This window comes from Blautia pseudococcoides, assembly GCF_001689125.2.
GTDB classification, from domain to species: Bacteria; Bacillota; Clostridia; order Lachnospirales; family Lachnospiraceae; genus Blautia; species Blautia pseudococcoides.
Genome location: NZ_CP015405.2, coordinates 1,512,686 through 1,534,707, shown reverse-complemented (window position 1 = coordinate 1,534,707; position 22,022 = coordinate 1,512,686). Strand labels below are relative to the sequence as shown.

At 38.9% G+C, this 22,022-nt stretch carries 19 protein-coding genes and 1 pseudogene; all 20 read left to right on the top strand.

Translation table 11 applies throughout. The annotated features are described in order from the left end of the window. The first annotated feature begins 410 nt into the window (after positions 1-410). Complete coding sequence (locus A4V09_RS07195; protein WP_065541751.1) at positions 411-845, top strand: LuxR family transcriptional regulator; 435 nt, start codon at positions 411-413, stop codon at positions 843-845. Between the two features lie 599 nt (positions 846-1,444). Then, on the top strand, positions 1,445-3,412 hold the full coding sequence (locus A4V09_RS07185; protein WP_065541749.1) for an ATP-dependent DNA helicase: 1,968 nt from the start codon (positions 1,445-1,447) through the stop codon (positions 3,410-3,412). A gap of 171 nt (positions 3,413-3,583) precedes the next feature. After that, entirely contained in the window at positions 3,584-4,702 is a 1,119-nt protein-coding gene (locus A4V09_RS07180; RefSeq protein ID WP_065541748.1) for a tyrosine-type recombinase/integrase, read from the top strand. 14 nt (positions 4,703-4,716) lie between these two features. Next, positions 4,717-6,465, top strand: coding sequence for a tyrosine-type recombinase/integrase (locus A4V09_RS07175; RefSeq protein WP_065541747.1), 1,749 nt, complete (start codon positions 4,717-4,719; stop codon positions 6,463-6,465). Next, positions 6,455-7,963 carry a tyrosine-type recombinase/integrase gene (locus A4V09_RS07170; protein ID WP_065541746.1) on the top strand — a complete coding sequence of 503 codons (1,509 nt, stop codon included), beginning with the start codon at positions 6,455-6,457 and terminating at the stop codon, positions 7,961-7,963. The genes A4V09_RS07175 and A4V09_RS07170 overlap by 11 nt, the downstream gene beginning before the upstream one ends. After that, the gene (locus A4V09_RS07165) at positions 7,938-8,321 is read left to right on the top strand and encodes a DUF6262 family protein (RefSeq protein ID WP_065541745.1); all 384 of its coding nucleotides are present in this window, start codon (positions 7,938-7,940) and stop codon (positions 8,319-8,321) included. Before A4V09_RS07170 ends, A4V09_RS07165 begins: the two co-directional genes overlap by 26 nt. A gap of 184 nt (positions 8,322-8,505) precedes the next feature. After that, positions 8,506-9,891 carry a metallophosphoesterase family protein gene (locus A4V09_RS07160; RefSeq protein WP_065541744.1) on the top strand — a complete coding sequence of 462 codons (1,386 nt, stop codon included), beginning with the start codon at positions 8,506-8,508 and terminating at the stop codon, positions 9,889-9,891. Positions 9,892-9,899: 8 nt separating this feature from the next. After that, positions 9,900-10,148, top strand: a complete 249-nt coding sequence (locus A4V09_RS07155; RefSeq protein ID WP_065541743.1) for a hypothetical protein — start codon at positions 9,900-9,902, stop codon at positions 10,146-10,148. A gap of 1 nt (position 10,149) precedes the next feature. After that, entirely contained in the window at positions 10,150-11,892 is a 1,743-nt protein-coding gene (locus tag A4V09_RS07150; protein ID WP_065541742.1) for a DUF2326 domain-containing protein, read from the top strand. A gap of 62 nt (positions 11,893-11,954) precedes the next feature. Beyond that, entirely contained in the window at positions 11,955-12,233 is a 279-nt protein-coding gene (locus A4V09_RS26370) for an ATP-binding cassette domain-containing protein (RefSeq protein WP_242964010.1), read from the top strand. Between the two features lies 1 nt (position 12,234). Next, complete coding sequence (locus tag A4V09_RS07140; protein ID WP_065541741.1) at positions 12,235-14,739, top strand: ABC transporter permease; 2,505 nt, start codon at positions 12,235-12,237, stop codon at positions 14,737-14,739. A gap of 278 nt (positions 14,740-15,017) precedes the next feature. Next, entirely contained in the window at positions 15,018-15,329 is a 312-nt protein-coding gene (locus A4V09_RS07135; RefSeq protein ID WP_198168575.1) for a winged helix-turn-helix domain-containing protein, read from the top strand. 140 nt (positions 15,330-15,469) lie between these two features. Continuing rightward, positions 15,470-16,804 carry a sensor histidine kinase gene (locus A4V09_RS07125; protein ID WP_065541739.1) on the top strand — a complete coding sequence of 445 codons (1,335 nt, stop codon included), beginning with the start codon at positions 15,470-15,472 and terminating at the stop codon, positions 16,802-16,804. A 122-nt stretch (positions 16,805-16,926) separates the two neighbouring features. Further along, positions 16,927-18,156 carry an ABC transporter permease gene (locus A4V09_RS07120; RefSeq protein ID WP_065541738.1) on the top strand — a complete coding sequence of 410 codons (1,230 nt, stop codon included), beginning with the start codon at positions 16,927-16,929 and terminating at the stop codon, positions 18,154-18,156. A 14-nt stretch (positions 18,157-18,170) separates the two neighbouring features. Then, entirely contained in the window at positions 18,171-18,596 is a 426-nt protein-coding gene (locus tag A4V09_RS07115) for a hypothetical protein (RefSeq protein ID WP_065541737.1), read from the top strand. An 18-nt stretch (positions 18,597-18,614) separates the two neighbouring features. Continuing rightward, a pseudogene (locus tag A4V09_RS25910) lies at positions 18,615-18,962 on the top strand (ABC transporter permease); the annotation flags it as partial. Further along, on the top strand, positions 18,945-19,562 hold the full coding sequence (locus A4V09_RS07110) for an ABC transporter permease (RefSeq protein WP_330396571.1): 618 nt from the start codon (positions 18,945-18,947) through the stop codon (positions 19,560-19,562). The pseudogene A4V09_RS25910 and the gene A4V09_RS07110, both read left to right, overlap by 18 nt. 14 nt (positions 19,563-19,576) lie before the next feature. Beyond that, positions 19,577-20,227: an ATP-binding cassette domain-containing protein gene (locus A4V09_RS07105; protein WP_065541735.1), complete on the top strand. Its 651-nt coding sequence runs from the start codon at positions 19,577-19,579 to the stop codon at positions 20,225-20,227. 464 nt (positions 20,228-20,691) lie between these two features. After that, on the top strand, positions 20,692-21,003 hold the full coding sequence (locus A4V09_RS07100; RefSeq protein ID WP_065541734.1) for a DUF1330 domain-containing protein: 312 nt from the start codon (positions 20,692-20,694) through the stop codon (positions 21,001-21,003). Then, positions 21,000-21,824, top strand: coding sequence for an MBL fold metallo-hydrolase (locus A4V09_RS07095; RefSeq protein WP_065541733.1), 825 nt, complete (start codon positions 21,000-21,002; stop codon positions 21,822-21,824). Before A4V09_RS07100 ends, A4V09_RS07095 begins: the two co-directional genes overlap by 4 nt. The last annotated feature ends 198 nt before the right edge of the window (positions 21,825-22,022 follow it).

Genomic DNA, 22,022 nt, shown 5'->3' with positions numbered 1-22,022 from the left:
ACCGGGTATTGCTTTCGTTTAAATCAAAATAATAGCGGATGAAACAGCAGATGACTATAAAAAGTAGCCTGCTGTTTCTTTTTTGTCATAATTTGCGAAAAGTGACCGCAGTATAACTGGCTGTCAACCATAAAATGACAGGTGCATTTTGTATACTACTCTATTGTGTGAAAAAGGGGGGGAGAATCCTAGTTACAAAGGAGCAGTTTATTTGCAGAAATGCCAGACGAAAGAAAAAAGCAAAGGCCTTTTAGTGGACCATATAGTGCCGGGATTCGAGAAGAATTTAAGGCACTTTTTTTGTCGACAAAATCAGACACCTATATACATTACATCATTGGGGAAGCAAAAGCAAGGCCACCACCTACTTCGATTTGATTTCTAAAAAATTCAAATCGGAGGTAGAAAGGATGGCTTATAACAAAGCAAAAGCAGAATATGCATGGAAGAAGTGGAAGGAAAAAGAAGAAAGTCAACTGAGGGAGGCTGGTGTTTCAGAAGATATGATTAAAAATTTACGGAAATCCGACTGGGAGGATTTTAAGGCAGAGAGGCGGTACTTTGAGCATACAGCCATGCTGCTTGGAGAGGCTGATCTGCCAGAGAGAGAAATGGCTGAACCAGACATTGATGATATAGGCGGATTGTTGAACTGCGTAGAAGATCGGCGGTTGCTACATACTCTGCTGGATGCGGATAAGAGCACGCTTCAGATTATCCTGTTTAAGATGATGGGATATCAGATAAAGGAGATTGCAGAAATGACAGTGACTCCGGAACAGACACTCTATACAAGAATGAACCGCCTGAAGAAAAAAATAAAAAAAATTCTGGAAGATGAATAAAAAGAGACAAATTAAACGGCTCTATTTAATGTAAGGGGTATTCTAGCCTCTTTTGTTCTTTGACAACTTCATACCAGCATTACAGGTACGTTCCCGTAAGTAGTAGCGTGGCAGAGTAAGCGCCAGGACAGATGGGACCAGCAGCCACACCAGCATTCCGACCGGGAGATATTTCCGGCTGGAAAACGCAGGAGAGATTTTCTTTTTGAAATTATCTCCCTGCCAGCTGGTATGGGGCGGTTTCGTTTCGAGCGAGTCCTTATATCTGCAAGAGAGCCGTGGCTGGCTTTCCGCCATGATCATAAGCGGGGGATAATGATACGTTTACCTGCCAAAGAGCAGAGGATGGACATTGGGTTGTAATCAGCAAGACCCTTTGAAAATTTGCGAATGACATCAGGCCGGATGTCTGCCTGTAATGTTCCCGCCACAAAGTTGTGGAAGGTTTCCGGGGGAGCGGGGTCAAATACGGAGCCAGAATCATTTTAAATTTAGAAATCAATGAAAGTGTGTGGTTGATATCAGATACATGCGGCTGTGGGGAACCATGGCCGCATTGATGTGGTATCAACTTCATGCGGATAGAGAAGGATGAGAGTATGTTTTATCGAAAAGAATATGAAAAGAAAGCCCACGGGGAGATAGAAAAAGTTTTCAGGGACATTCTCCCAAAGCATGGCTTATGTGTCCGGGAGGCACAGATACAGCTAAGCCACCAAATGCTGGACACCCTGCTGGGAAATAAGATCGCACTGTGTGATGCCGGGGTAGGGATTGGCAAGACCTATGCTTATCTGACAGCCAGCGTCATTTGGAGGAAGTATGCATCTGCCCTCGGTCATTTTTCAGTCTGCGACCACAGGCCAGTGACTATATCCACATCCAGCATTGCTCTACAGAAGGCCATTATGCAGGAGTACCTGCCCTTTTTATCTAAGGTAATGCAGGAGTCAGGGATGATACAGCAGCCGATCCAGGCAGTGCTGCGGAAGGGAAAAGAGCATTTCGTGTGTGACAGAAGGCTGGAATCCCGGCTGCAGGCGATCGGGCATAAGCAGAAGAATGCGCTTCAAAAACAGGCAGTTCTAAAATTAAAGGATATCTGCGACATGGATGCTGTCCATGGACTGAGCGGCTTTGACCGCAGGCAGGTATGCGTCCCCAAATTCTGCCCGTCAGATTGTCCGGGACGGAACGGATGCCGTTATCAACAATATTTGAAAAGAGCCAAGAGCAGGGATGTCTTTTTCCAGATCTGCAACCATAATTATCTTCTCGCAGACGCCTTGCACAGAGCAAAGGACTATAAGGCGCTGCTTGCGGATTACCGGGCATTAGTTGTGGATGAGGCGCACCAGTTACCAGAGGCCGCAAGACAGATGTATGGGAAGACATTGGGTGTTGAGGATATTGAGGAGATCGGAAGGTTTCTCGAAAAAGAATTCCGGAGAAAACAGGCAAAGAGATTGCGGGAGGCTTATCATGCTTTTTTGGAAGTTTTCCGAAACCAAGCGGAAACAACAGAACCGGATGGACATAGCGCATCACTTTCCGTACAGCAGAGAGAGGCGCTTAAAAACTGCCTTTCACAAATCCGGCAGATCCAGCAGGAACTAACGGGAGGCACTTCCCGGTGGCTTATAAACCGGCTGGGAGAAGCAGAAAAGGTACTGGCTGCCTTCGCCAATCAGGATCCCCACTACATTTTATACTGGAAGGAAGGCAGAAACCAGTTTCCCGTCTTTTGTGCCATCAGCCGCAGGATTCCCAAGCGCTTACAGGAGACACTGTGGAGCCAGAGGCTTCCGTCTATATTAACCAGCGGGACTTTAAAGGCCGGAAATGGATTTGAGAGGACCCGGCAGGTGACAGGGTTGACGGGGGAATCTAAAGTAAAAGAGTATGTGGCGGAGTCCCCGTTTCATTATAAGGAAAACTGCCTGTTATATCTGCCCCAGACATTAAAACCGATGAGAAAGGGAAGCCTGGGGGAGGTACATATGATAGCAGACCATATCCAAAGGCTGATTGGCGCCACCTATGGGCATACGCTGGTGCTGTTTACCTCCTATTCCTTGATGGGAAGCGTGTGCCAGCAGCTTCGGGACAGCCTGCCGTTCCCGCTCATTGAGGTCTGGAGGCATTCACAGGAAGAGATTCATCGGTTTAAATCATTGGAGAATGCGGTTCTGTTCTCAGCCGGCTCCTGCTGGGAGGGCGTGGATTTTCCGGGAGACATGGTGTCCTCCCTGATTATGGTAAAACTGCCCTTTGCTGTTCCGGATCCGGTAAGGGAAGCGGAGAAAGAACAGTATGAGCATTTGGAGGAATATATTCAGGAGAACATCGTGCCGGATATGCAGAAGAAACTGCGGCAGGGATTTGGACGAGCCATCCGGACAGAGCAGGATACCTGCGTGGTGTCGATTTTGGATACCCGTGCAGTGGCAGGAGGCAGGTACCATAAGGATGTCTTAAGCGCGCTGCCGGAATGTAGGATGGCAAAATCCATAGAGGATATAGAACAGTTTATCCGCAGCAGGAAAGGGACTGAATATTATATGTAAAACCGGCGCATGGGGACTGTTGGTTCTGCTGTAAAGCAGGACAAAACAGAGGAAAATGTTTGGTGGTATTTCAGAGGGGATTTTGCCCGGATTGTTGGTATTTGTGAATAGATATGTTGGCATGAGTTGGGTATACTGTGTATGACGTTAGAGGAAAGGAAGGGAAAGAGCATGAAGCGATATACTGTACAAAGCATGCAGGACGGAAAAATAAAATATTATTTTATTCGTGACTGTATCACCATGGAAATGGTACTGCTCCCTTCCAAATATCTGGCGCACAAGATCAAGGCGAACCAGTCTCCAAATACGGTCAGAAGATATGCGTTTGCGATTTCCTTCTATTTGGAATATCTGCTGGAAACCGGATTGGATATTGAACAGGTCTACGAACTGGAGTACGAAGATCAGAATGAGCATTTTATAAATTTCCTGAAATGGCTGAAAGCTGGAAAACATAAAGATGAAAATGACATAAGGATTCCCCATAATGGAACCTGCAATGCATACCTAAAGGATGTGTTCAGGTTCTATTCTTTTGTAGAGAAGGAATGCCAAATACAGACGGGACTTAAAGTTCTTTACTACGATTCTTTTTTTACACCGAATGCAGTAGGAGTGCAGAAAGAGATGCGTTTCCGGTCATTTAAAGGTTATTTAAAAGAGGAAGAACGGAAGGTCAGGGCTGCCGAACATGATGAAATTGTGGAAATTTTAAAGGCATGTACCAATATCCGGGATCAGATACTGGTCATGCTGATTTCAGAAACCGGGTACCGGATAGGGGAAATACTTGGTGTAGATTACACGAAGGATATCGATTACCAAAGGCATACTATAAGGATTTATTTCCGGGATGACAATGATAATGGAGCAAGAGCGAAAAATGCGGAATACCGCAGAGCAAAGGTCAGTGATGCAACCTTCCAGTTTCTAATGTGCTACCTCGCCAAGTACCGTGAACTGCTCCAATACCAGCAGATGCTGTTCATCAACATTTCCGGTGATACGAAAGGGCAGGCACTAAAGGTGGATGCGGTATACTGCATGTTTAAACGCATGGAAAAGAAAACCGGAATCCGGATTACACCTCATATGCTGAGACGGTATTTTGCAAATATGCGATGGGAAGCAGGCTGGCAGCTGGAAATGATCAGCCAAGCTCTTGGTCACAAACACCTGGATACGACAATCAAATACCTGAAAATTATAGATGACAGACTCATAGAGGCAAGTGACAAATTCTATGAGCAGCATTCTGAGTTATATGGTATTGAGAAACTAATTTAAACGGAGGTGGTGAGATGACCGCCTATGGCTTAAGGTTAGTAGAGCCGCAGGAAGACAGAGAAATACAGTACCGCCAGCTGGAAGAAGAAATCAATGCCTGTACGCATGTGATAAGTAATTTTAGAAACCGAGTGAAACAATTTCTGATAGAATATGAAGTCTGGCATATTGCTGATATAAATTTTTCACTTAGACAAGCTTATGAAAAATATCTAAAACAAAATGAAACCATACAGAAGCATGCTTCATGTCTGCATGCGTTTGACAAAATCAAACGGCACGCTATGTGGGAAGAACAACAGACTATGGCAGGAAAACGGAAATATGAATTGCGGTATGAAAACCAGCTTCTTTTCCTTCCTTATTATCCCAAATTAGAGATAGCAGAACAATTTGCCAGGCACCGAAAACAAGAAGGTTTAATATGGGATTTTACGAAATCTTGTTCCGAAATGATGAAGAGACAAGTTTTTACAATCCTGAATTATATTCTTGTGACATATAAAAAATGGGAACGAACAGAGAGATTGTGTGCTTTGGAAAAACTGTATGATTTCTGTATACACAGAAAAATTACAGATATAGAAAAGTTAACTCTGGAAGAGGAGGATTCCTTTCGCAAAAAGCTGCATGAATTGCTGGACGGGAAAAAAGAAGCGTATGCCTTTGGAATTGTGGAGATAAGCAGAAAAGTGCTTTTCCTACAAGGAGATAAAATAAACTGGAATTCCGCAGTCTGGTTTTTAGAACGGTTTCATCTTTCAAAAGAGAGAGTGAATCAGAGTAAACCAGTAGAAAGTCTTTCTTTCAGGGAAGTTACTCAGGAGGATAATCAAAAACTATTCAAGAAGTATGCACGGTACCTATTGGGAATCACGGATTTATCAGTTAGCACGATATTAACAAAATTTTTGTGTATCCGCAGTTTTCTGGAATATTTTAATAGAGAAACAGAACCGATATACAGACTTGAAAAAAGTAAAATTGAAGAATATTTTAAAATACTCCAGAACAAGGATATACATAGTAGGAATTTTAATGGGCAGATTTTTAATATTCTGCAGTTTTATAATTTCCTTTTGGTAAAAGGATATGTAAAGCAGATTCCTTTCCAGCACGAATATTATTTGAAGAAAGTCATTCCAATGCATCATGACAGGAGTGTGGAAGATACAGTATATGAAGAAATCCTGTCGAAGCTGAAATATTTTCCGGAGCATTTGAGACTTATGTTTCTGCATTTATGGGGCGTGGGGCTTAGAATCAGCGAGATATGTACATTAGAAGGAAAAGCCTACGAATGGAAAGATGGGGATGCCTGGATAAAGGTTTATCAGATTAAAATGAAGAATTATAAACGGGTTCCAATTCCTCACACTCTGTATAAGCTGATGCAGGTCTACATACAAAAATATCAGATAAAGCCGCAAGAATACCTGTTTAAAAACAGAAATGGGGGTGCATTCTTATATGCGACATTTCGGAGCCAGATGCTAAAACACTGTGAGGAAAACAAGATAGCAAATGGGGAATACATTTTTAAGTCTCATGATTACAGGCATACGCTGGCTACAGAATATTATGATAATGGTATATCCATACAGGCGGTGCGGGATTATTTAGGACATGATTACGAAGAGATGACCAGACAATACATTGATTATATGCCAAAGAGATTAGAAAAAGCTAGTGAAGAATATTTTAATGATCCTGAGCGCAGCCTTGCGGCCGAGTTGATGAAGGGAGCAGAGCATGAAAAATAAAATATACCTACAGGATTTAAAATGTTATAAACGGGCACCAGAAAACCAAAAGAAAATGGTCAGAGAAGATGTTAGCTTCGATTTAGAACTCTTGCCGACAAAAGGTTTGAAAAAGGAGTTTTACAGTTTTTTAACAGCAAGGTGTGAAACAAAATCTATCAGCACTTTGATTAAAGAAAGATACTTATATGACCGGATATGCCAGTTTTTCAAAGACAAGCGGATTCAGGCAGAGAGCCTCCATGAAAAGGAACAGGAGACATGGCTCCGGCAGCTTCGTGCTTGGCTTTTGAACCATGGGCAGGCAATAACCGTACAAAGTATGACTGCATATGGAAGCATTAAGACGCTCCCTTCCGCACCTATCATATATTTTAGAATGATTTATCATTTTATGGAAGAAGAGGATTATCGTGATGAGACAGAAAAGGATATATGGGAATTAAGCAAACTGAATATTTCTTACAGGGAAAATCTGGTTAAGAATTTTCAAACACTTAATTTTACAAAGATTATACAGCAGGACATCAGGGAAGAAGTAAAGAAAGCGGTTTTTTTACATTTACAGCAGGAAGCACTATCCAGTATCACGAAAGAACTTACTGCCATAAGACGGCTGTCTAAATATTTGAAAGAAGAATATCCAGAGATTGAGTCCTGCAGGGAAATCAACAGGGAGGTTTTTGAAGAATATCTGATTCAGCTACAGACAGAGGATACAGGAGTGAATAACTTTAAAGCGGATCTGACAAGGCTGCGGGCGCTCCTGGAAACGATAGGAAAGATTTATCGCTATGAACATCTGGAGTCCCTGGTACTAAATACGGATATACCCAGAATGACAAAAACAGTCATCAAATCTTACTCGGATTCAGAATTAAAAAGGCTGAACGCAGTCCTTGTGAAACTGGATGAACAGACATGCCGGCTGATGGTCATACACCAGATGCTGGGAACACGGATTTCGGACACTCTGACATTGATGACAAACTGCTTATATGAACAGAACGGCCATCCCATGATACGGATTCAGCAGATGAAGACAAACACATATGTAAAACCAATCAGTGCAGAAGTGGAGGTGCTGATCAAACAGGCGATTCGATATACGGAAGAACATTATGGTAAAACGGCATACATATTTGTGGATGATAAAAATCCAAAAAGACCGAAGAAATATAATTCGATTCAGGAAAAGGTTATGAGGCTCATCCAGAAAGAAGATCTGAGGGATGATAAAGGAGACTTATTCGGATTTGGAACACACATGTTCCGGCATTATTACGGAATCAAACTGACAGAGATGCATCTGGATGATAGGACTATAGCGAGGCTATTAGGACATAAAACAGTTAAAAACGTAAAGTATTACCGGAAGATGAGTCTCCAGATTATTGCAGAAGAGACATGGGAAATAAGAAAACAGAAAAGCCGGATGATAGAACAGAATTTGGACGGCTGGGGTGAAGAATATGAACAAGTACGACAAAATGATTGAGAAAAACAGAAAAAGCAGCGAAGACAAGATAAACCGGGCGAAACAAGCTATTCAGGAGATGCTGGATGACGAAGAGAAAGTTACGATTCCGAGACTGATGAAAAGCACAGGGCTTTCCAGAGGATTTTTTTACAAGAATCCTACGGTAAGGAAAGCAATAGATTGGGCAATGGAACAGCAGGCCGGGATGGTGGATAGAAGAAGAGCAGTCCTGGATATGGCGATGGATAATAGAATCATGCTGCTGGAGGAGGAGATTGTCCGGCTGCAGCGTGAGAATGCAGAATTGAAAAAGCAAAATGAAAGGCTTCATAAGATATTAAATAAGAAAGAATTGAATATTTTGAAGAATTTTTAACGGAGCAATAGATTATGACAAGAGGCTGTTAATATTCGTTAGATGTTGCGAAAGGGAAAAGTGTGTTTGAAATGTGTCAAATAGTTTACCTTGTGATAGAAAAAATGTAAATAATTGCCTAAAAATGTATTCAAAAGAAGAAAAAGATATTATAATAGTTCTAGAATCTTTTTGGGAGGACGTCATGGATACATTAAGATGGTTACATTTTTCGGATATACATTTTTCTAATGCCGAGGATTATGAAATTAAGAGGATGCGAGATAGCTTAGTTACAAAGTTAGGAGATTTACTGGGAAAAAATAAAGTGGATTTTGTTGTGATTTCTGAAGATTTAGTTTATCAATGTGGTTCTTATGATGCAAACTTAAAAAAGTTTGTGGAGTCAGTTATAAATATTTCAGGTATAACCCCAAATGACCTGTTTATGGTACCTGGAAACCATGATTTAAAAAGAACACAAATGAGAACGTTTTTTCTAGAAGGGATTAGAGCCGAGAATTCAAAATTTGAAAAAGAATTAATTAATCAATTGGAAAAGGATTTTAAAAAATATAATACATTTTATCAGAAAATTAAAGGGAAAAGTGGGAATTTTATATATAAAGTAGTGAAAAGAGGAGAATACAACATATTTTTGATGAATACTGCATTTACTGCTGGCACAGACCAGGATGAAGGAAAACTAGTGTTAGAGAAAAATTTATTCTTCGATGAAATAAAACAATTAAAAGATCAAGAGAGGTGTGTGAACATAGCAGTTGGTCATCATCCTATTTCCTGTTTTATGGAAGGAAATCAGGAAAAGATATGGAATAATTTTAATGATTATAACATTGATTTTTATATATGTGGTCATTTGCATAAAGGGGCATATGACTACGATTTAAGTGGTGGCCGAACAATACCGACTTTTCAATGTGGTAGTGGACGTGTTGACAACTATGCTACGGTTGCATTTATGATAGGTGAACTAGATATGCATAGTAAAAAGGGCAAATTAACATCTTACAAATGGCTAGTTAACGAAGAATGCTGGAATATGGGAGGCATGGATGGACGCAGAGCGGTTTCGGGTGAAATTGAAATAGATCTTGGAAGATTTAAAAAAGACGAGAATACATTTATTGAAGATGAAGATGTCGATGAGGATGAGTTTCGAAGATTTATGATGAAATTTCATGAACAGTTAAATCATAAAGGTATATCTGATATTAATATAAATCCTAAAGATGTATTTGAAAAATTTTCTAATATGAAATGTAATAAGAGTGTAGAAAAGCAGTATCATTCATTATGTAGATATTTTCCTGTGATTGATGAAATTATGGAAAGCGCACTATTAACACAAATAGAACGTGAAAGTATTCCAAATATAATTATATCTGAATATAACAAAGTGTGTGGGAAAGTTACAAATGGCAATGAAATTATTGAATTAATTGTAGAAAATATCTTTCAGTTATATAAAGAGAAATTTTCTTATTCAAATTCAATTTTAAAAACATATTTCAAAATTTTAGTATATTGGTCTATTTATGAATGTGATATATTTAATGATAAAATTTAGGAGGAAATATGGAATATTTTAAGGTGAATAAATATTCATCAGTCGATGAGAACATCTTGTACATTTCTAATAATATTATTGAGCTATTAAAAGGAAATGAGAAAGAATTCGGGAAATTAGTTGAGCAGTATGAAAAAAAATATTTTTCTGAGATAAGTGTTAATATTGAGATGAGCATCTATTTAGCAATGCTATTTCTTTTTGGAATTGGGAAAATTAAGGTCAATAATAAAAAAATTAAACTGGTGGTAAAATAGTATGATTTTAAAAGAACTTTATGTAATATCACTAAAAGAAAAAAAGGTACTTAGCAAATATGTGTTTAATGATACTGGTTTGAATATAATTTTAGGAGTGGCTAAAAAAGACTCTAATGGTGTGGGAAAAACAGCAATGGTTGATGCTATCCGTATGATTCTTGGAGAAAAAATGCCAGAAGATTTCCAACATAAAGAAGAATTGGCCAATAGAGACATTCTAATAGTTCTTAAAATTGATACTGGTAACAAAATACAATATTTAGCAAGACAAATTATTGATGATGAGAATGGATATATATCCGAACAAGTAGTTATGGATATAAAGGGATGGAATATTTATGACATAAATAGTTATCGCATGAAGATTCAGTCGCTTGTTTTTGGTACCTTAAATAGTGAAGATACTCCTTCATTTCAGTCAATACGGGAATATTTAATTAGAGATGAAAAGCAAGGATTTGGTGATATTACATTAACAAGACGAAAAGCAATTCAGAATAGTCAATGTTTGAATTTTCTATCATTATTGCCGGTTAATTATGAGGTTGATATTAATAAACTTAAAAATGAACAGGCGGCATTACAAACAGAAATAAAAATCATAAGGACAATAGCCAAAGATATAAGTAAACTAAAGAGTGAAAAAATTAAGTTGGAAGCAGAAATTAATAGAATGAAAAATATGTTGGATTCTATTAATGTAAGCGATAAAATTGATTATGATGAAGAAAAATATATTTTAGCTAAGCAGAAATTAAAAAATATAGAATCACAAATTTTTAAAAAGGAATATAGTAAAAGGCAATTCAAGCAAAACATAGAGGGATTAAAGCAAAGACATAAAAAGATGTGTGAATTAGTTGATTTACAGTCGTATTATGAACAAATATTAAAATATTTTCCGAAAGATTTAGAAAAGAATTATGATGATATGGAAAAATTCTTTTCTTATATGCTTGAAAACAGAGGAGACTATTTTCAAAGCAGAATAGATAAGCTGGAAGAAGAATTGGAGAATTTGCAGAAAAAGAAAAAAGAACTGCAGAGGATAATTGCAGAAAGTACAAAAATATTTCAGAACACACAATTAGTAGATGATATACATAACATTAATGAACAACTCAATATAGAATATCAAAAATTGGCAGATGTGAAAATGAAAATTGAAAAGTATAATGAGATAAATAAATTAACAAAGGATTTAAATCGTAAGGGAAAGGAAATATTAGAAAAAACACTTCAATATGAGCAGGAATATAATTCTTATGAGGATAATGTGAAAAATATTGAGGCTCACTTTAATGCGCTAACAGAAAGTGCTTATGGAGAAAGTGGCGATTTGACTTACGCTTACGAGAATGATGTGAAAAAAAAATCAACAACAGGTAGGATTAAGATCACTTGTCAAATTGCAGATGAAAATTCTCATGGTCGTTTATATATGAAAATCAATATGTTTGACTTGGCCTTATTCCTTAATAGAGTTGATTTGAATACGGGTTGTCAATTTCTAATTCATGATGGTTCTTACTGTAAACCTAATTTTGATGCAAAAGCAAAAGTTATTAAATATGTAGATGAATATTTAAAAGAAAAAGGAGTCGGTCAATATTTTATAACATTAAATAAATCAGAAATAGATGCTAAGGATTTGAAATACTTTAAAAGTCAAGGTATGGTTGTTGCAGAGTTTGATAGAGAGCATGAAGATGCAAATAGATTCTTTGGATTCAAATATTAAAAAGTATATTTAAAAGTCAGCACTTGATATTTATTAGGCGAAAGTGCTGGCTTTTATATTGATTGGATTTAGAGACTACTATTTTTGTATTAGATGCACAAGTGTGTATACCGTTAAGCCCAGTGTTTTCAAAGGATGAGGGAGAGGGGCACCAGTTTACGGATGAGCCAACAGGTAATCTTGATAGTCGAACAAGTCAAGATGTTTTAGGGTTGATAAAAGTTTCAAGTCAAAATCTGGGACAAACGATTGTAATGATTACCCATAATGAAGAAATTGCTCAACAGGCAGATAGAATTATCCGTATCGAAGATGGGAAAATTGTGAAAGGCGGTGAGTAAAATGCTCAAAGTCGATAATAAAAAAGTAATAAATGACCTTGCCAAAACAACATATAAGGCAAATAGAAAAAGGAATATATTAACGATAGTAGCAATTTTTTTGACAACATTTTTGCTTTGTACAGTAATATCTATCGGACTATGTTATTGGGATACGGTTTCTTTACGACAGCAAAGAATGCAGGGGGTAGATTATGATATTGAATTAACAGAACCTAGAGATGAGCAAGTATCTATCATGCGAGAAATGGATAATGTAGAATATGCAGGACTTAGTGTAAAATGTGCAATTATCTCAAAGTTTCAAGATAGAGAATTAGATAAAGTACAATTATTTTGGTTAGATGATATTTGTTGGGAAAAGCAAACAATTCCTGCTTTGGATCATTATACAGGAACTTATCCCACAAAAGAAAATGAATTGATGTTATCAAAGAGTGCTTTAAATTCTATGGGAATAAAGAATCCCAAAATAGGAATGAAACTTCCATTACTTTATCAAAATTTATCTGATAAGCAAACAAATGAAGATACTACAAAAACATTTGTTTTAAGTGGCTGGTTTTTAGATTATACTGGCAAAGACAAAGGTTATGTTTCAGAAGATTTTTATAAGACCACAGGTGCTCTTCCAACAGATTTAACACAGGGAACATTAAAAATTTCTTTAAAAAACCCTTTATATACTGAAAATGATATTATAGAAATGCAAAATCAAATTAAACTATCTGCAAATCAGATTATTGTGGCTGATTATGATACCATTTCTAATTTTATCAAAACTATTGTTGGATTATTAGTTTTATTAGGTCTTGTTTTTTTAAGTGGGTATTTATTTATCTACAACACATTATATATTTCGGTAAATCGAGATATTCGCTATTTTGGACAGCTTAAAACAATCGGAACAACTTCTGTTCAAATCAGAAAAATGATATATAAGCAAATGTTGTGGAACGCAGTCATAGGAATTCCCTTAGGTTTGTTTGGTTCAGCGATTGTTGGAAAAATTGTTATTCCACAATTATTACATGCTCTCAATCCTGCTATTACAGCAAGTGATGTTGAAACTGTTTCTTTGTGGGTATTCGTATTAGCAACCATTTTTTCATTTGCAACTACTATGATTAGCAGTCAAAAACCAGTGAAAATAGCCATGAATTGCTCGTCTATTGAAGCAATGAAATATATAGGGACAGCTTCTGTCAAAGTTAAAAGTAAAAAGCGCACAGGCGGAGATATACGTTCAATGGTAAAAATGAATCTGTTTCGAGATAAGAAACAATTTGTTATTATTATGTGTTCTTTCAGTTTGGCGGTATCGCTTTTCTTAATTATCAATGTTGTGATTCATGCAAATAATGCAAAAAATATTTTGAATCATACCTATGATTATGATTTAAGACTTTTGAATCAAACTTTACTTTCTGATAATGAAAAGCAAGTCATTACTTCGGATTTAATTGAACAAATAAAATCCATAGATGGTGTAAAGGATGTACGCGTTTTAAAATCGGCAACAGCGGTTGTACCATATCAAGAAAATGTCTATGGTGAATATTATAAAGAATTATATAGTTCCAGATACACTCCAGGCGACTATGAAAAGGATATGGAACTATATAAAAAACAGCCAGATTACGTTTATTTTACTTGTAGAATTGTAGGAATTGATGATTTAGAATTTGAAAAGATAAATAAAACTTTGAAAAATCCTCTAAATAAGGAAAAGTTTAAAAATGGAGAGGTTGCTTTTGTTTCCAAATCCTTTACACAAGGTGATAACGGTATCGTCGGAAAAAATGTTGAATTTTCAATACCAACTGCGTTAAATCCAAATGAAAAGGAAGTAGTTAAAACAGGTGCAGTCATAGACAATTATCCTGCCTATTATTCGGCTGGTTATACGCCTGATTTAATTATTAGTGCTGATTTTTTCGAGAATATTGTAGAACAACCATTGATAGAAATGTTAAAAATTGATTATGATGAATCTTTTTCTAAAAGCACAGAAAGCTCAATTAAAGGTCTTATGGAGAGTAACGAATTGATTTCTACAGATTCGAAATTAGACAGGTATTCTGAAATGAAAAATTCTGAAAATCAAATTACTGTTTTAGGTGGAAGTATTGGAATTATTATCATGCTGCTTGCTATTTCAAATTACCTAAACATGATGTCCGAAAGTATACAGAACCGTTCTAAGGAATTTGCTATTTTAGAAAGTGTTGGTATGACAAGAAAGCAAATTAAAAAGATGATAGTGTTTGAAAGTCTATGCTATGCAATTTTGTCGATTATCATTTCATTGATAATTGGCATACCGATGAGCTATATGGTATATACAAACTTCAATATATATAGCCTTCCGTTTGAGTTTCCTGTATTAAAGAATTTACTTTTATTTTTAATAATTATCATAACCTGCGTAGCCACCTCTTTATTTGTTTTTTCTAAATCGAAAGGTGAAACGATTATTGAATTATTGCGTAGAAATGAAATATAGAATAGCAAAAGAGAGATAAAACTTTAATAAATGAATTTAATTGCTTCCTGCGGAGCAGATTATCAACTAAGTAAAAACACAGAGAAAAAGAAAAGGGAAACGAAAAGTTTATTACTTCTCGCTTTCCCTGCTCTCTCTTGCTTCGCAGATGGTCATTTTTAATATAACCGAGGTGGTTACATGGGAAAATTTTAATTGTAGACTTTAATGAAAATGAAGAATTTGTCAACTATCAAACCCTTGAATATCTAGTTAAAAAATTATCAGTTGTACCAACAATGGCTAGGGTAAGTATTGACTTAGATATCAATCCATTTACAAGAAAATTTGTTAATAAAAGCGGAAAAGAAATTACATTAACATCAAAGGAATTTGATTTATTATATTTTATGTATTTACATAAAGGGCAAGTGTTTTCAAAGGAACAGCTTTATGAAAATGTATGGGGCTATGATGATATGCCAGCTTCAAGTAACCTTACATCATTTATACGAAAGCTAAGAAAGAAAGTAGAGCCAGACCCAGACAATCCGCAATACATTATAACTGTATGGGGTGTCGGATATAAATTCAGTGAAGAAAAACCGTAGATTGTAATTCACGGCTATGTGATCTACAAGCTACGGTTTTATCTATTCTCATTTATTTTTGTTTCAAACATTTTTACGGTTCTCGTAGATGTTTTGGTTGCTTTTAAAACATCTACAAGTACACGGACTTCATACTCCTTATGCCAAAGGCCTATGACCATCAGAAGAAAAAGGATCTGGAAGCAGATGTTTCTGTTCTGGCCCGGGAAATTACAGATGCCGCCCCGGAGGAAAGGCTTTCTATTGTGACGGATTTTGCAAGTAAGTGGAATGCAAATATTACAGTAGAATATGATGCGCTCTCTTATGAGGTGAATTTGCTAGGTGAGGAAATCAATCCGGCGCCCACTAAGGATGGCAGGGTGGATACAACAATCCGGTTTCGTAAGGATAACCATGACTCGCAAATTTCCCTGGTTAATAATATAAAAGGCGGGGCTGATTTTTTCCAGGCTGCACAAAGTTTCTCAGATGGTAAAGGGCACATTGACACAGTTGTGTCCCGCCAGCAGATTGAGGATGCTGTCAGTACTGTATTGATGATACTTCCATTTACCGCAATGATCTGTACTGTCATTTCTGTTTTCTTTGCCATCTTTTATTCCAAAATGTATACAAATCCCATCCGGAAGATTTGCAGTGCTACGGAAGAGATGCGGCAGCTGAAACCGCAGGCTCATTTCATGAATGTAACACAGGATGAGATTGGCATGCTGGCAGACAATGTAAACGGGTTATACCGGGATCTGCTGACGACCATTCACGAATTGGAGAGAGAAATTAAAAATGTGGAAGAAGCAGAAATTCAGAAGACAGATTTTCTACGGGCCGCATCCCATGAATTGAAAACACCAGTCACCGCCGTCAACGCCATGCTGGAAAATATGCTGATGGGAGTTGGTAAGTATAAAGACCGTGACACTTATCTTGCCAGATGCAAGGGACTGATGGAACAGCTTGCGGATATGATCAGAGACATCCTGGATACCTTAAAAATTGGATTTGCCGGTGTACAGGAGTGTTCTAAAATGGATTTGGCAGATACGCTGCTGACTGTCATGGAGCCATATCTGGTCATAGCAAAGACAAGAGGAGTGGAGTTTGATATCCGTCTGGAGAACTCATTTGTTTTGCAGATGCCCAGGGAGATGTTTAAAAAAGCACTTTCTAACATTTTGGCAAATGCCGTCTCCTATACCAGACAGGGAGGCATGATTTACATTTATATAGAGAAACAAACACTCGTAATAGAAAATGAGTGTACCCCAATATCGCCAGAACATCTTTCCCACATTTTTGAGCCATTTTACAGAACAGACTTTGGACGTAACAGGACAAACGGCGGCAATGGCTTAGGTTTATATATTGTTGCTGCCATTTTAAAGTCCATGGATGTTGAATACAGATTTACGCCATCTGAAATGATAAACGGAATGAGTTTTCAAATATTATTAAACCAAAAGGGCATTCCGTAACTCATGTCCTGCGGCAGTGCTGCATAATAAGATATAATTTCACACTGGCTCCACATACCACCCATACAGGATTCATATTGCGTTGTTAAGATACCTCCATCAAAAGATAGGAGGTATTTTATTTGGACATCCTGAAACGGGCTTTCCTTTTTAATATACATAAAAAAGGGAAAAGCCTGACCCTGTTTTTACTTTTTTCGATTCTCACCTCGTTCCTTACAATCAGCTTTTCTGTATTGTCTGCCACCCGGGCAGCGGCGGTCAGGCTGCGGGAAACGATAGGGGCATCTTTTACTCTGATGGGGAATCCAGTTGATTTTGACCGTACTGACGGGAAACAGGACAGCATTTCATTAATCCCAATACCCCAAGGGATGATTGATGCTATATCTGACAATGCCGGTATAAAAGGCTATAATGCCCAGCAATCGGCGTTGGTTTATGCCAAAGGCTTTGTTTTTCCATCTGGTATGCCATATGGAACCATATCTGCGAATACGGAAACCGTTTGGAACCAAAATTTTACAAACGGAACACTGACCCTTGCAGAAGGACATCACATCACCGGTAAAGAGTGTGATACTGCTCTGATCAGCAGGGAACTAGCCAAAGAAAATGATTTAGCGATTGGCGATTTTTTACCACTTACCTCAGCAGTAGAAGAATCCAGCTCTCATGCTGTGGCTTTACAAATTGCCGGTATCTATGAAAGCGACGCGGATATGGAATTTGATGCCGGCACCATCTTTACCGGACATGATGTGTATTGGGAATTGACAGGGAGAGAGGCAGATACTTACACTGGCAGGACTGATTTTTTTGTTACTGACCCGGCAGGGCTTGATGCTATCATCGCACAAGTCAGACAGGATTCCTCCATTCAGTGGGAGAATTATTTCCTTCAGGCAGATGGGGCAGAGTACGAGGCCATAGCACATCAGCTTTCATCTATGGGGCGTCTTATGGGAATCCTGATTGCTTTGACAGCTACCGTCAGTGCAATCGTCCTGTTGCTGCTTCTGGTAATGCGGATCAGGGACCGGAAACATGAGGCTGGCGTATTCCTTGCGGTTGGGATATCAAAGGGAAAAGTCATCCTGCAGTTCATGGCGGAGGCAGCCGGTATCCTTATCCCGGCAATTCTCATTTCCTGCCCCTTGGCCTATGCGGCGGCAATGCAGATTGGCGCTGTTCTGCAGGACAAAATTGGGATAATCAGCTTATATGTTCCGGTCGGAAGGCTCCTGCTGCAATATGCCATTGAGCTTATCCTTGTCCTTGGGGGAGTGGTTGCGGCAGCCAGCCCCATTCTTCAATTGCAGCCAAAAAATATTTTATATAAAATGAGTTAATGGGGGAAAATCATATGAATTTATGGAAACGTGCATTCTTATATACCATACGCAAAAAAGGGAAAACCTTAATTTTGTTTCTTGTTCTGTCCATCCTGTCAACCTTTGTCCTGTCCGGGCTTTCCATCCTGTCGGCAGTCCAACAGTCCGCCTTGAATCTGCGGCAATCCGTAGGCGGGAGCATCCATCTGATCCGGGACGAAGACAATAGCTGGAACTGGACTTACCAACAGGCGCCGGGCGGTACGCTGGTAGGCTATACCGGTTCTCCGATCACAGATCATGAGATAGAGAAGATTATGCAGGTGGAAGGCATAAATGCTTATAACGGTGTCGGGGACGGAAGTGTCTTTGCACGGGATTTCTCTTTTATTTCCGGGATTCAATTCAGTGAAAGAAGCGATTACAGCAGGCTGCCTTCTGTAACAAATTCTGAATAGTACAAATATTTTCAGAGAGGTGTTTTCCAGCTAATCGAAGGGCGGCATATCAGCCCGGAGGATAACAATGTTGTTCTGATCAGCACAGCCCTTGCAGAAAAAAACGGTCTGAAATTGGGTGATACCTTAACGGTACAATGCAATTATGACGCAGGCGGTTATCCGGATGTGACACTGGAAATCATCGGCATTTATAAAAGCACAGTGGATGACGGACAATTTAATACAACTTCCACAGACAAGAGAAACCGCCTGATTATTGACCATCATGCTATGCAGGAAATCATGATGACGGATACCGTGCAGTTTGATAATGGCGTAGAATTTTTTGTGAACGACCCAGAAAATATGGAAAATATTGTGTCGGAGATTCAAAAGCTGGACCTTGACTGGGACTGCTTCAAGCTGACAGTTGATAATTCTGGGTACGAAGCAGTCGCTTCTTCTTTGACAGCGATGCAGAGCATGATTACAGGACTTATTACCGGGATTGGCGTTGTGAGTGTTGGAATTTTGGCACTGATACTCCATATGAGGGTAAAGCAGAGGATTCATGAAACCGGCATCCTGGTTTCTGCTGGCGTAAGCAAAGGCGGGATTATTCTGCAGTACATTGCTGAGACATTGCTGATATCTGTGGCGGGGTTTGGCCTGTCATACTTTTCAAGCAGTATGATTGCACAGGGGACAAGTGATTTCCTTTTTGACCAGATTGCAGAAGAACAGCCGGTTATAGAATTAGAAGCACCTGATGATGGGTCGGAATTTCTGGATATTACAGGGAAATATATCCCTTATGACACGTCTGATATGGTGACGCCGCAAGACATTGAAGTCCGGGTGACAGGATTTCACCTGCTTCTGGTTTATCTGCTGGGAGGGTGTATTGCTGTCCTTGCGGTTACTCTGGCATCCCAATCGGTATTAAAAATGAAGCCTAAAAATATTTTAACACAGATGAACTGAGGGAGAGGAATGAAATGAACATCATAGAAGTGAAAAATCTGGAATATGCATATGAGAACAAAAAGAAGGTGCTGCGGAACATCAATGCAAAGATGGAGCAGGGAAAAATGTACGCTATCCTTGGCCCTTCAGGATGCGGCAAGACCACGCTGCTATCTCTGCTGGGTGGTCTGGACAGCCCGGTAAGCGGCCAGGTACTGTATCAGGGGGAGGACATTGGGAAGACGGGTCTTGCACAACACCGCCGCAGAAATGTGGCGTTCATTTTCCAGAGTTACAATCTGATCGATTATTTAACGCCTATGGAGAACGTGGCTCTGGCTTCAAAACGCCCGCCTCTTCCTGTCTTGGAGCAGCTGGGTCTCACAAAGAAGGAGGCGAAGCGGAATGTTATGAAGCTCTCGGGGGGCCAGCAGCAGCGTGTGGCAATTGCCCGCGCCCTGGCAAGCGACGCAAAGATCATCCTTGGGGATGAACCTACTGGAAATCTGGATGAGGAAACCGCAGCCGAGATTATTTCAATATTAAAAGAGACGGCGCATAGTATAGGAAAATGTGTGATTATCGTAACACATTCCAACGAGTTAGCCAGACAAGCGGATGTTGTAATGCGTTTGCAGAAAGGCGATTTGCAGACTTCAAATGAAGCTTGCAAGATCACCTGAAAAGAAAATAGGCGGAGCTTTTATGTCAGGCGGGCTTACAAAAAAGTACAGTGTTGGCAGACAGTCACGGCTGTGCAGCCTGCAGAGAAACACCAAGCACCACCAGCAAAACCGTAAGCGAACATTTTTTTCTGTATCCTATATCATCATCCTCTCTTTCTTATCGTTGACGGAGGGCGTATAGGTTTGCCGGACAGCACCATCGAGTGCCATCGTTTTTATGGTATGCTGCCCCAACAGGCAAAGTGGCTCGCCTTAATGTCGTTTTATTTTAGACAATAAGAATTCTTTATGATATAATAATTATCTAGGATGCAGAAGGGGTGCCGATGGCAGCCTTTTTGCTAAGAAGTATTATAAAGCATTTCTATAGGCTACAGGTTTGAATTTCTCGGAAATGAAATCTATATTAATTTATTATTTTTCAGGCAACAGCAAAAAGAGAACGGGGGAGGCAGATAAAGATGTCTTATTATTTTATGGTGGATACTTATATATCAGAAGAAGGTTTTGGAGAGTATAATGATTATATTGCCCGGGTTAGACCTATTGTAGAGCAGTACGGAGGGAGGTATCTTGTCCGTACCAATACCGTGGTAAGCCTGAACGATGGAAGATGCCCGCAGAGAAGCATTGTTATCGAGTTTCCGGATAAGACAGCACTGGAACGTTGCTTTTCTTCCACAGAATACAAGGCGATTATGATGAAACGGGTTAACAGTGTTGACAGCAGGGCAATTATCGTGCCGGGAATAGAGGAGGAGATAGGGCAGTGAAAGTTCACCAGATAAAGGTTGATTTTCTCGTTACAGAGCAGATTAAGCGGTATGTTTATGTATATATAATAGAAGGGAAGAGATGCTATCTGATTGATTCCGGGACTTATGGGAGCGAAGGAATCATTGAAGATTACTTACAGTCTATCGGGAGAAGTGTTTCTGATATCAGAGGTATCTTTCTGACACATGCACATCCGGATCATATTGGGGCAGCCGCATATTTTCAGAATAAAACAAAATGTAAGATTTACGCCAGCGCAGGGGAAAGACGCTGGATTGAAAATTTAGATCTGCAGTTTGAGGAAAGGCCGATTCCGAATTTTTATCATCTTGCCGGAAAATCATCCGTAGTGGACTGTGTAGTGGCGGATGGGGACTGCATTGATTTAGGGGAAGATTTTACAGTACAGGTTCTTGGCACACCAGGGCACTCAGCAGATGAGATTTCCTATATCATTGGCGGATCTGCATTTATTGGTGACACAGTTCCAGTATCCGGGGATATTCCCATCTATGTGGATAAAAAAGGCACTTTGGAAAGTTTACGGAGATTAGAAGAATTATCAGTGGCACATACGTTTTACCCGGCCTGGGACAAAACATATACCAGGGAAGAATTGCGGGTAAAAATCGTTGGGGCCAGAAACATAATCGGAATGCTGGAGGCTGCCACCGCAGCCGTAAGGAAAGAAATGCCAGGAGAAAATCTGGAACGGATTGCACCTCTGGTATGTGAAAAAGTTAATATGCCACAGCTGATGCAGAATCCGCTGTTTAAGATGACAATTAAAGGCCACTTGGAATCCTGCCAGGAATAACTGATAAATTTGAAAAACAGGTAGATAAAATAGAATTTGTTTTATCTTTGGGAAAAAGGCTAATATGATATATACTCTGATATACTCTGGCTGACAAGTTTCGTTCAAGGCAATGGTCGGTCAAATTGTTACCAAAAAAAGAAAGCCATAACTGCATGGTGTAATAAATAAATTTACATTTGTGCCAATATGGAAATA

Bases quoted from the DNA above. Each gene is read 5' to 3' on its own strand.
- A4V09_RS07180 (WP_065541748.1), top strand. From the start codon at position 3,584: ATGAAGCGATATACTGTACAAAGCATGCAGGACGGAAAAATAAAATAT.
- A4V09_RS07110 (WP_330396571.1), top strand. From the start codon at position 18,945: ATGGAAAATATTGTGTCGGAGATTCAAAAGCTGGACCTTGACTGGGAC.
- A4V09_RS07115 (WP_065541737.1), top strand. From the start codon at position 18,171: ATGAATTTATGGAAACGTGCATTCTTATATACCATACGCAAAAAAGGG.
- A4V09_RS07140 (WP_065541741.1), top strand. From the start codon at position 12,235: ATGCTCAAAGTCGATAATAAAAAAGTAATAAATGACCTTGCCAAAACA.
- A4V09_RS07165 (WP_065541745.1), top strand. From the start codon at position 7,938: ATGAACAAGTACGACAAAATGATTGAGAAAAACAGAAAAAGCAGCGAA.
- A4V09_RS07170 (WP_065541746.1), top strand. From the start codon at position 6,455: ATGAAAAATAAAATATACCTACAGGATTTAAAATGTTATAAACGGGCA.
- A4V09_RS07135 (WP_198168575.1), top strand. From the start codon at position 15,018: ATGGCTAGGGTAAGTATTGACTTAGATATCAATCCATTTACAAGAAAA.
- A4V09_RS07100 (WP_065541734.1), top strand. From the start codon at position 20,692: ATGTCTTATTATTTTATGGTGGATACTTATATATCAGAAGAAGGTTTT.
- A4V09_RS07175 (WP_065541747.1), top strand. From the start codon at position 4,717: ATGACCGCCTATGGCTTAAGGTTAGTAGAGCCGCAGGAAGACAGAGAA.
- A4V09_RS07160 (WP_065541744.1), top strand. From the start codon at position 8,506: ATGGATACATTAAGATGGTTACATTTTTCGGATATACATTTTTCTAAT.
- A4V09_RS07105 (WP_065541735.1), top strand. From the start codon at position 19,577: ATGAACATCATAGAAGTGAAAAATCTGGAATATGCATATGAGAACAAA.
- A4V09_RS07150 (WP_065541742.1), top strand. From the start codon at position 10,150: ATGATTTTAAAAGAACTTTATGTAATATCACTAAAAGAAAAAAAGGTA.
- A4V09_RS07185 (WP_065541749.1), top strand. From the start codon at position 1,445: ATGTTTTATCGAAAAGAATATGAAAAGAAAGCCCACGGGGAGATAGAA.
- A4V09_RS07125 (WP_065541739.1), top strand. From the start codon at position 15,470: ATGCCAAAGGCCTATGACCATCAGAAGAAAAAGGATCTGGAAGCAGAT.
- A4V09_RS07195 (WP_065541751.1), top strand. From the start codon at position 411: ATGGCTTATAACAAAGCAAAAGCAGAATATGCATGGAAGAAGTGGAAG.
- A4V09_RS07155 (WP_065541743.1), top strand. From the start codon at position 9,900: ATGGAATATTTTAAGGTGAATAAATATTCATCAGTCGATGAGAACATC.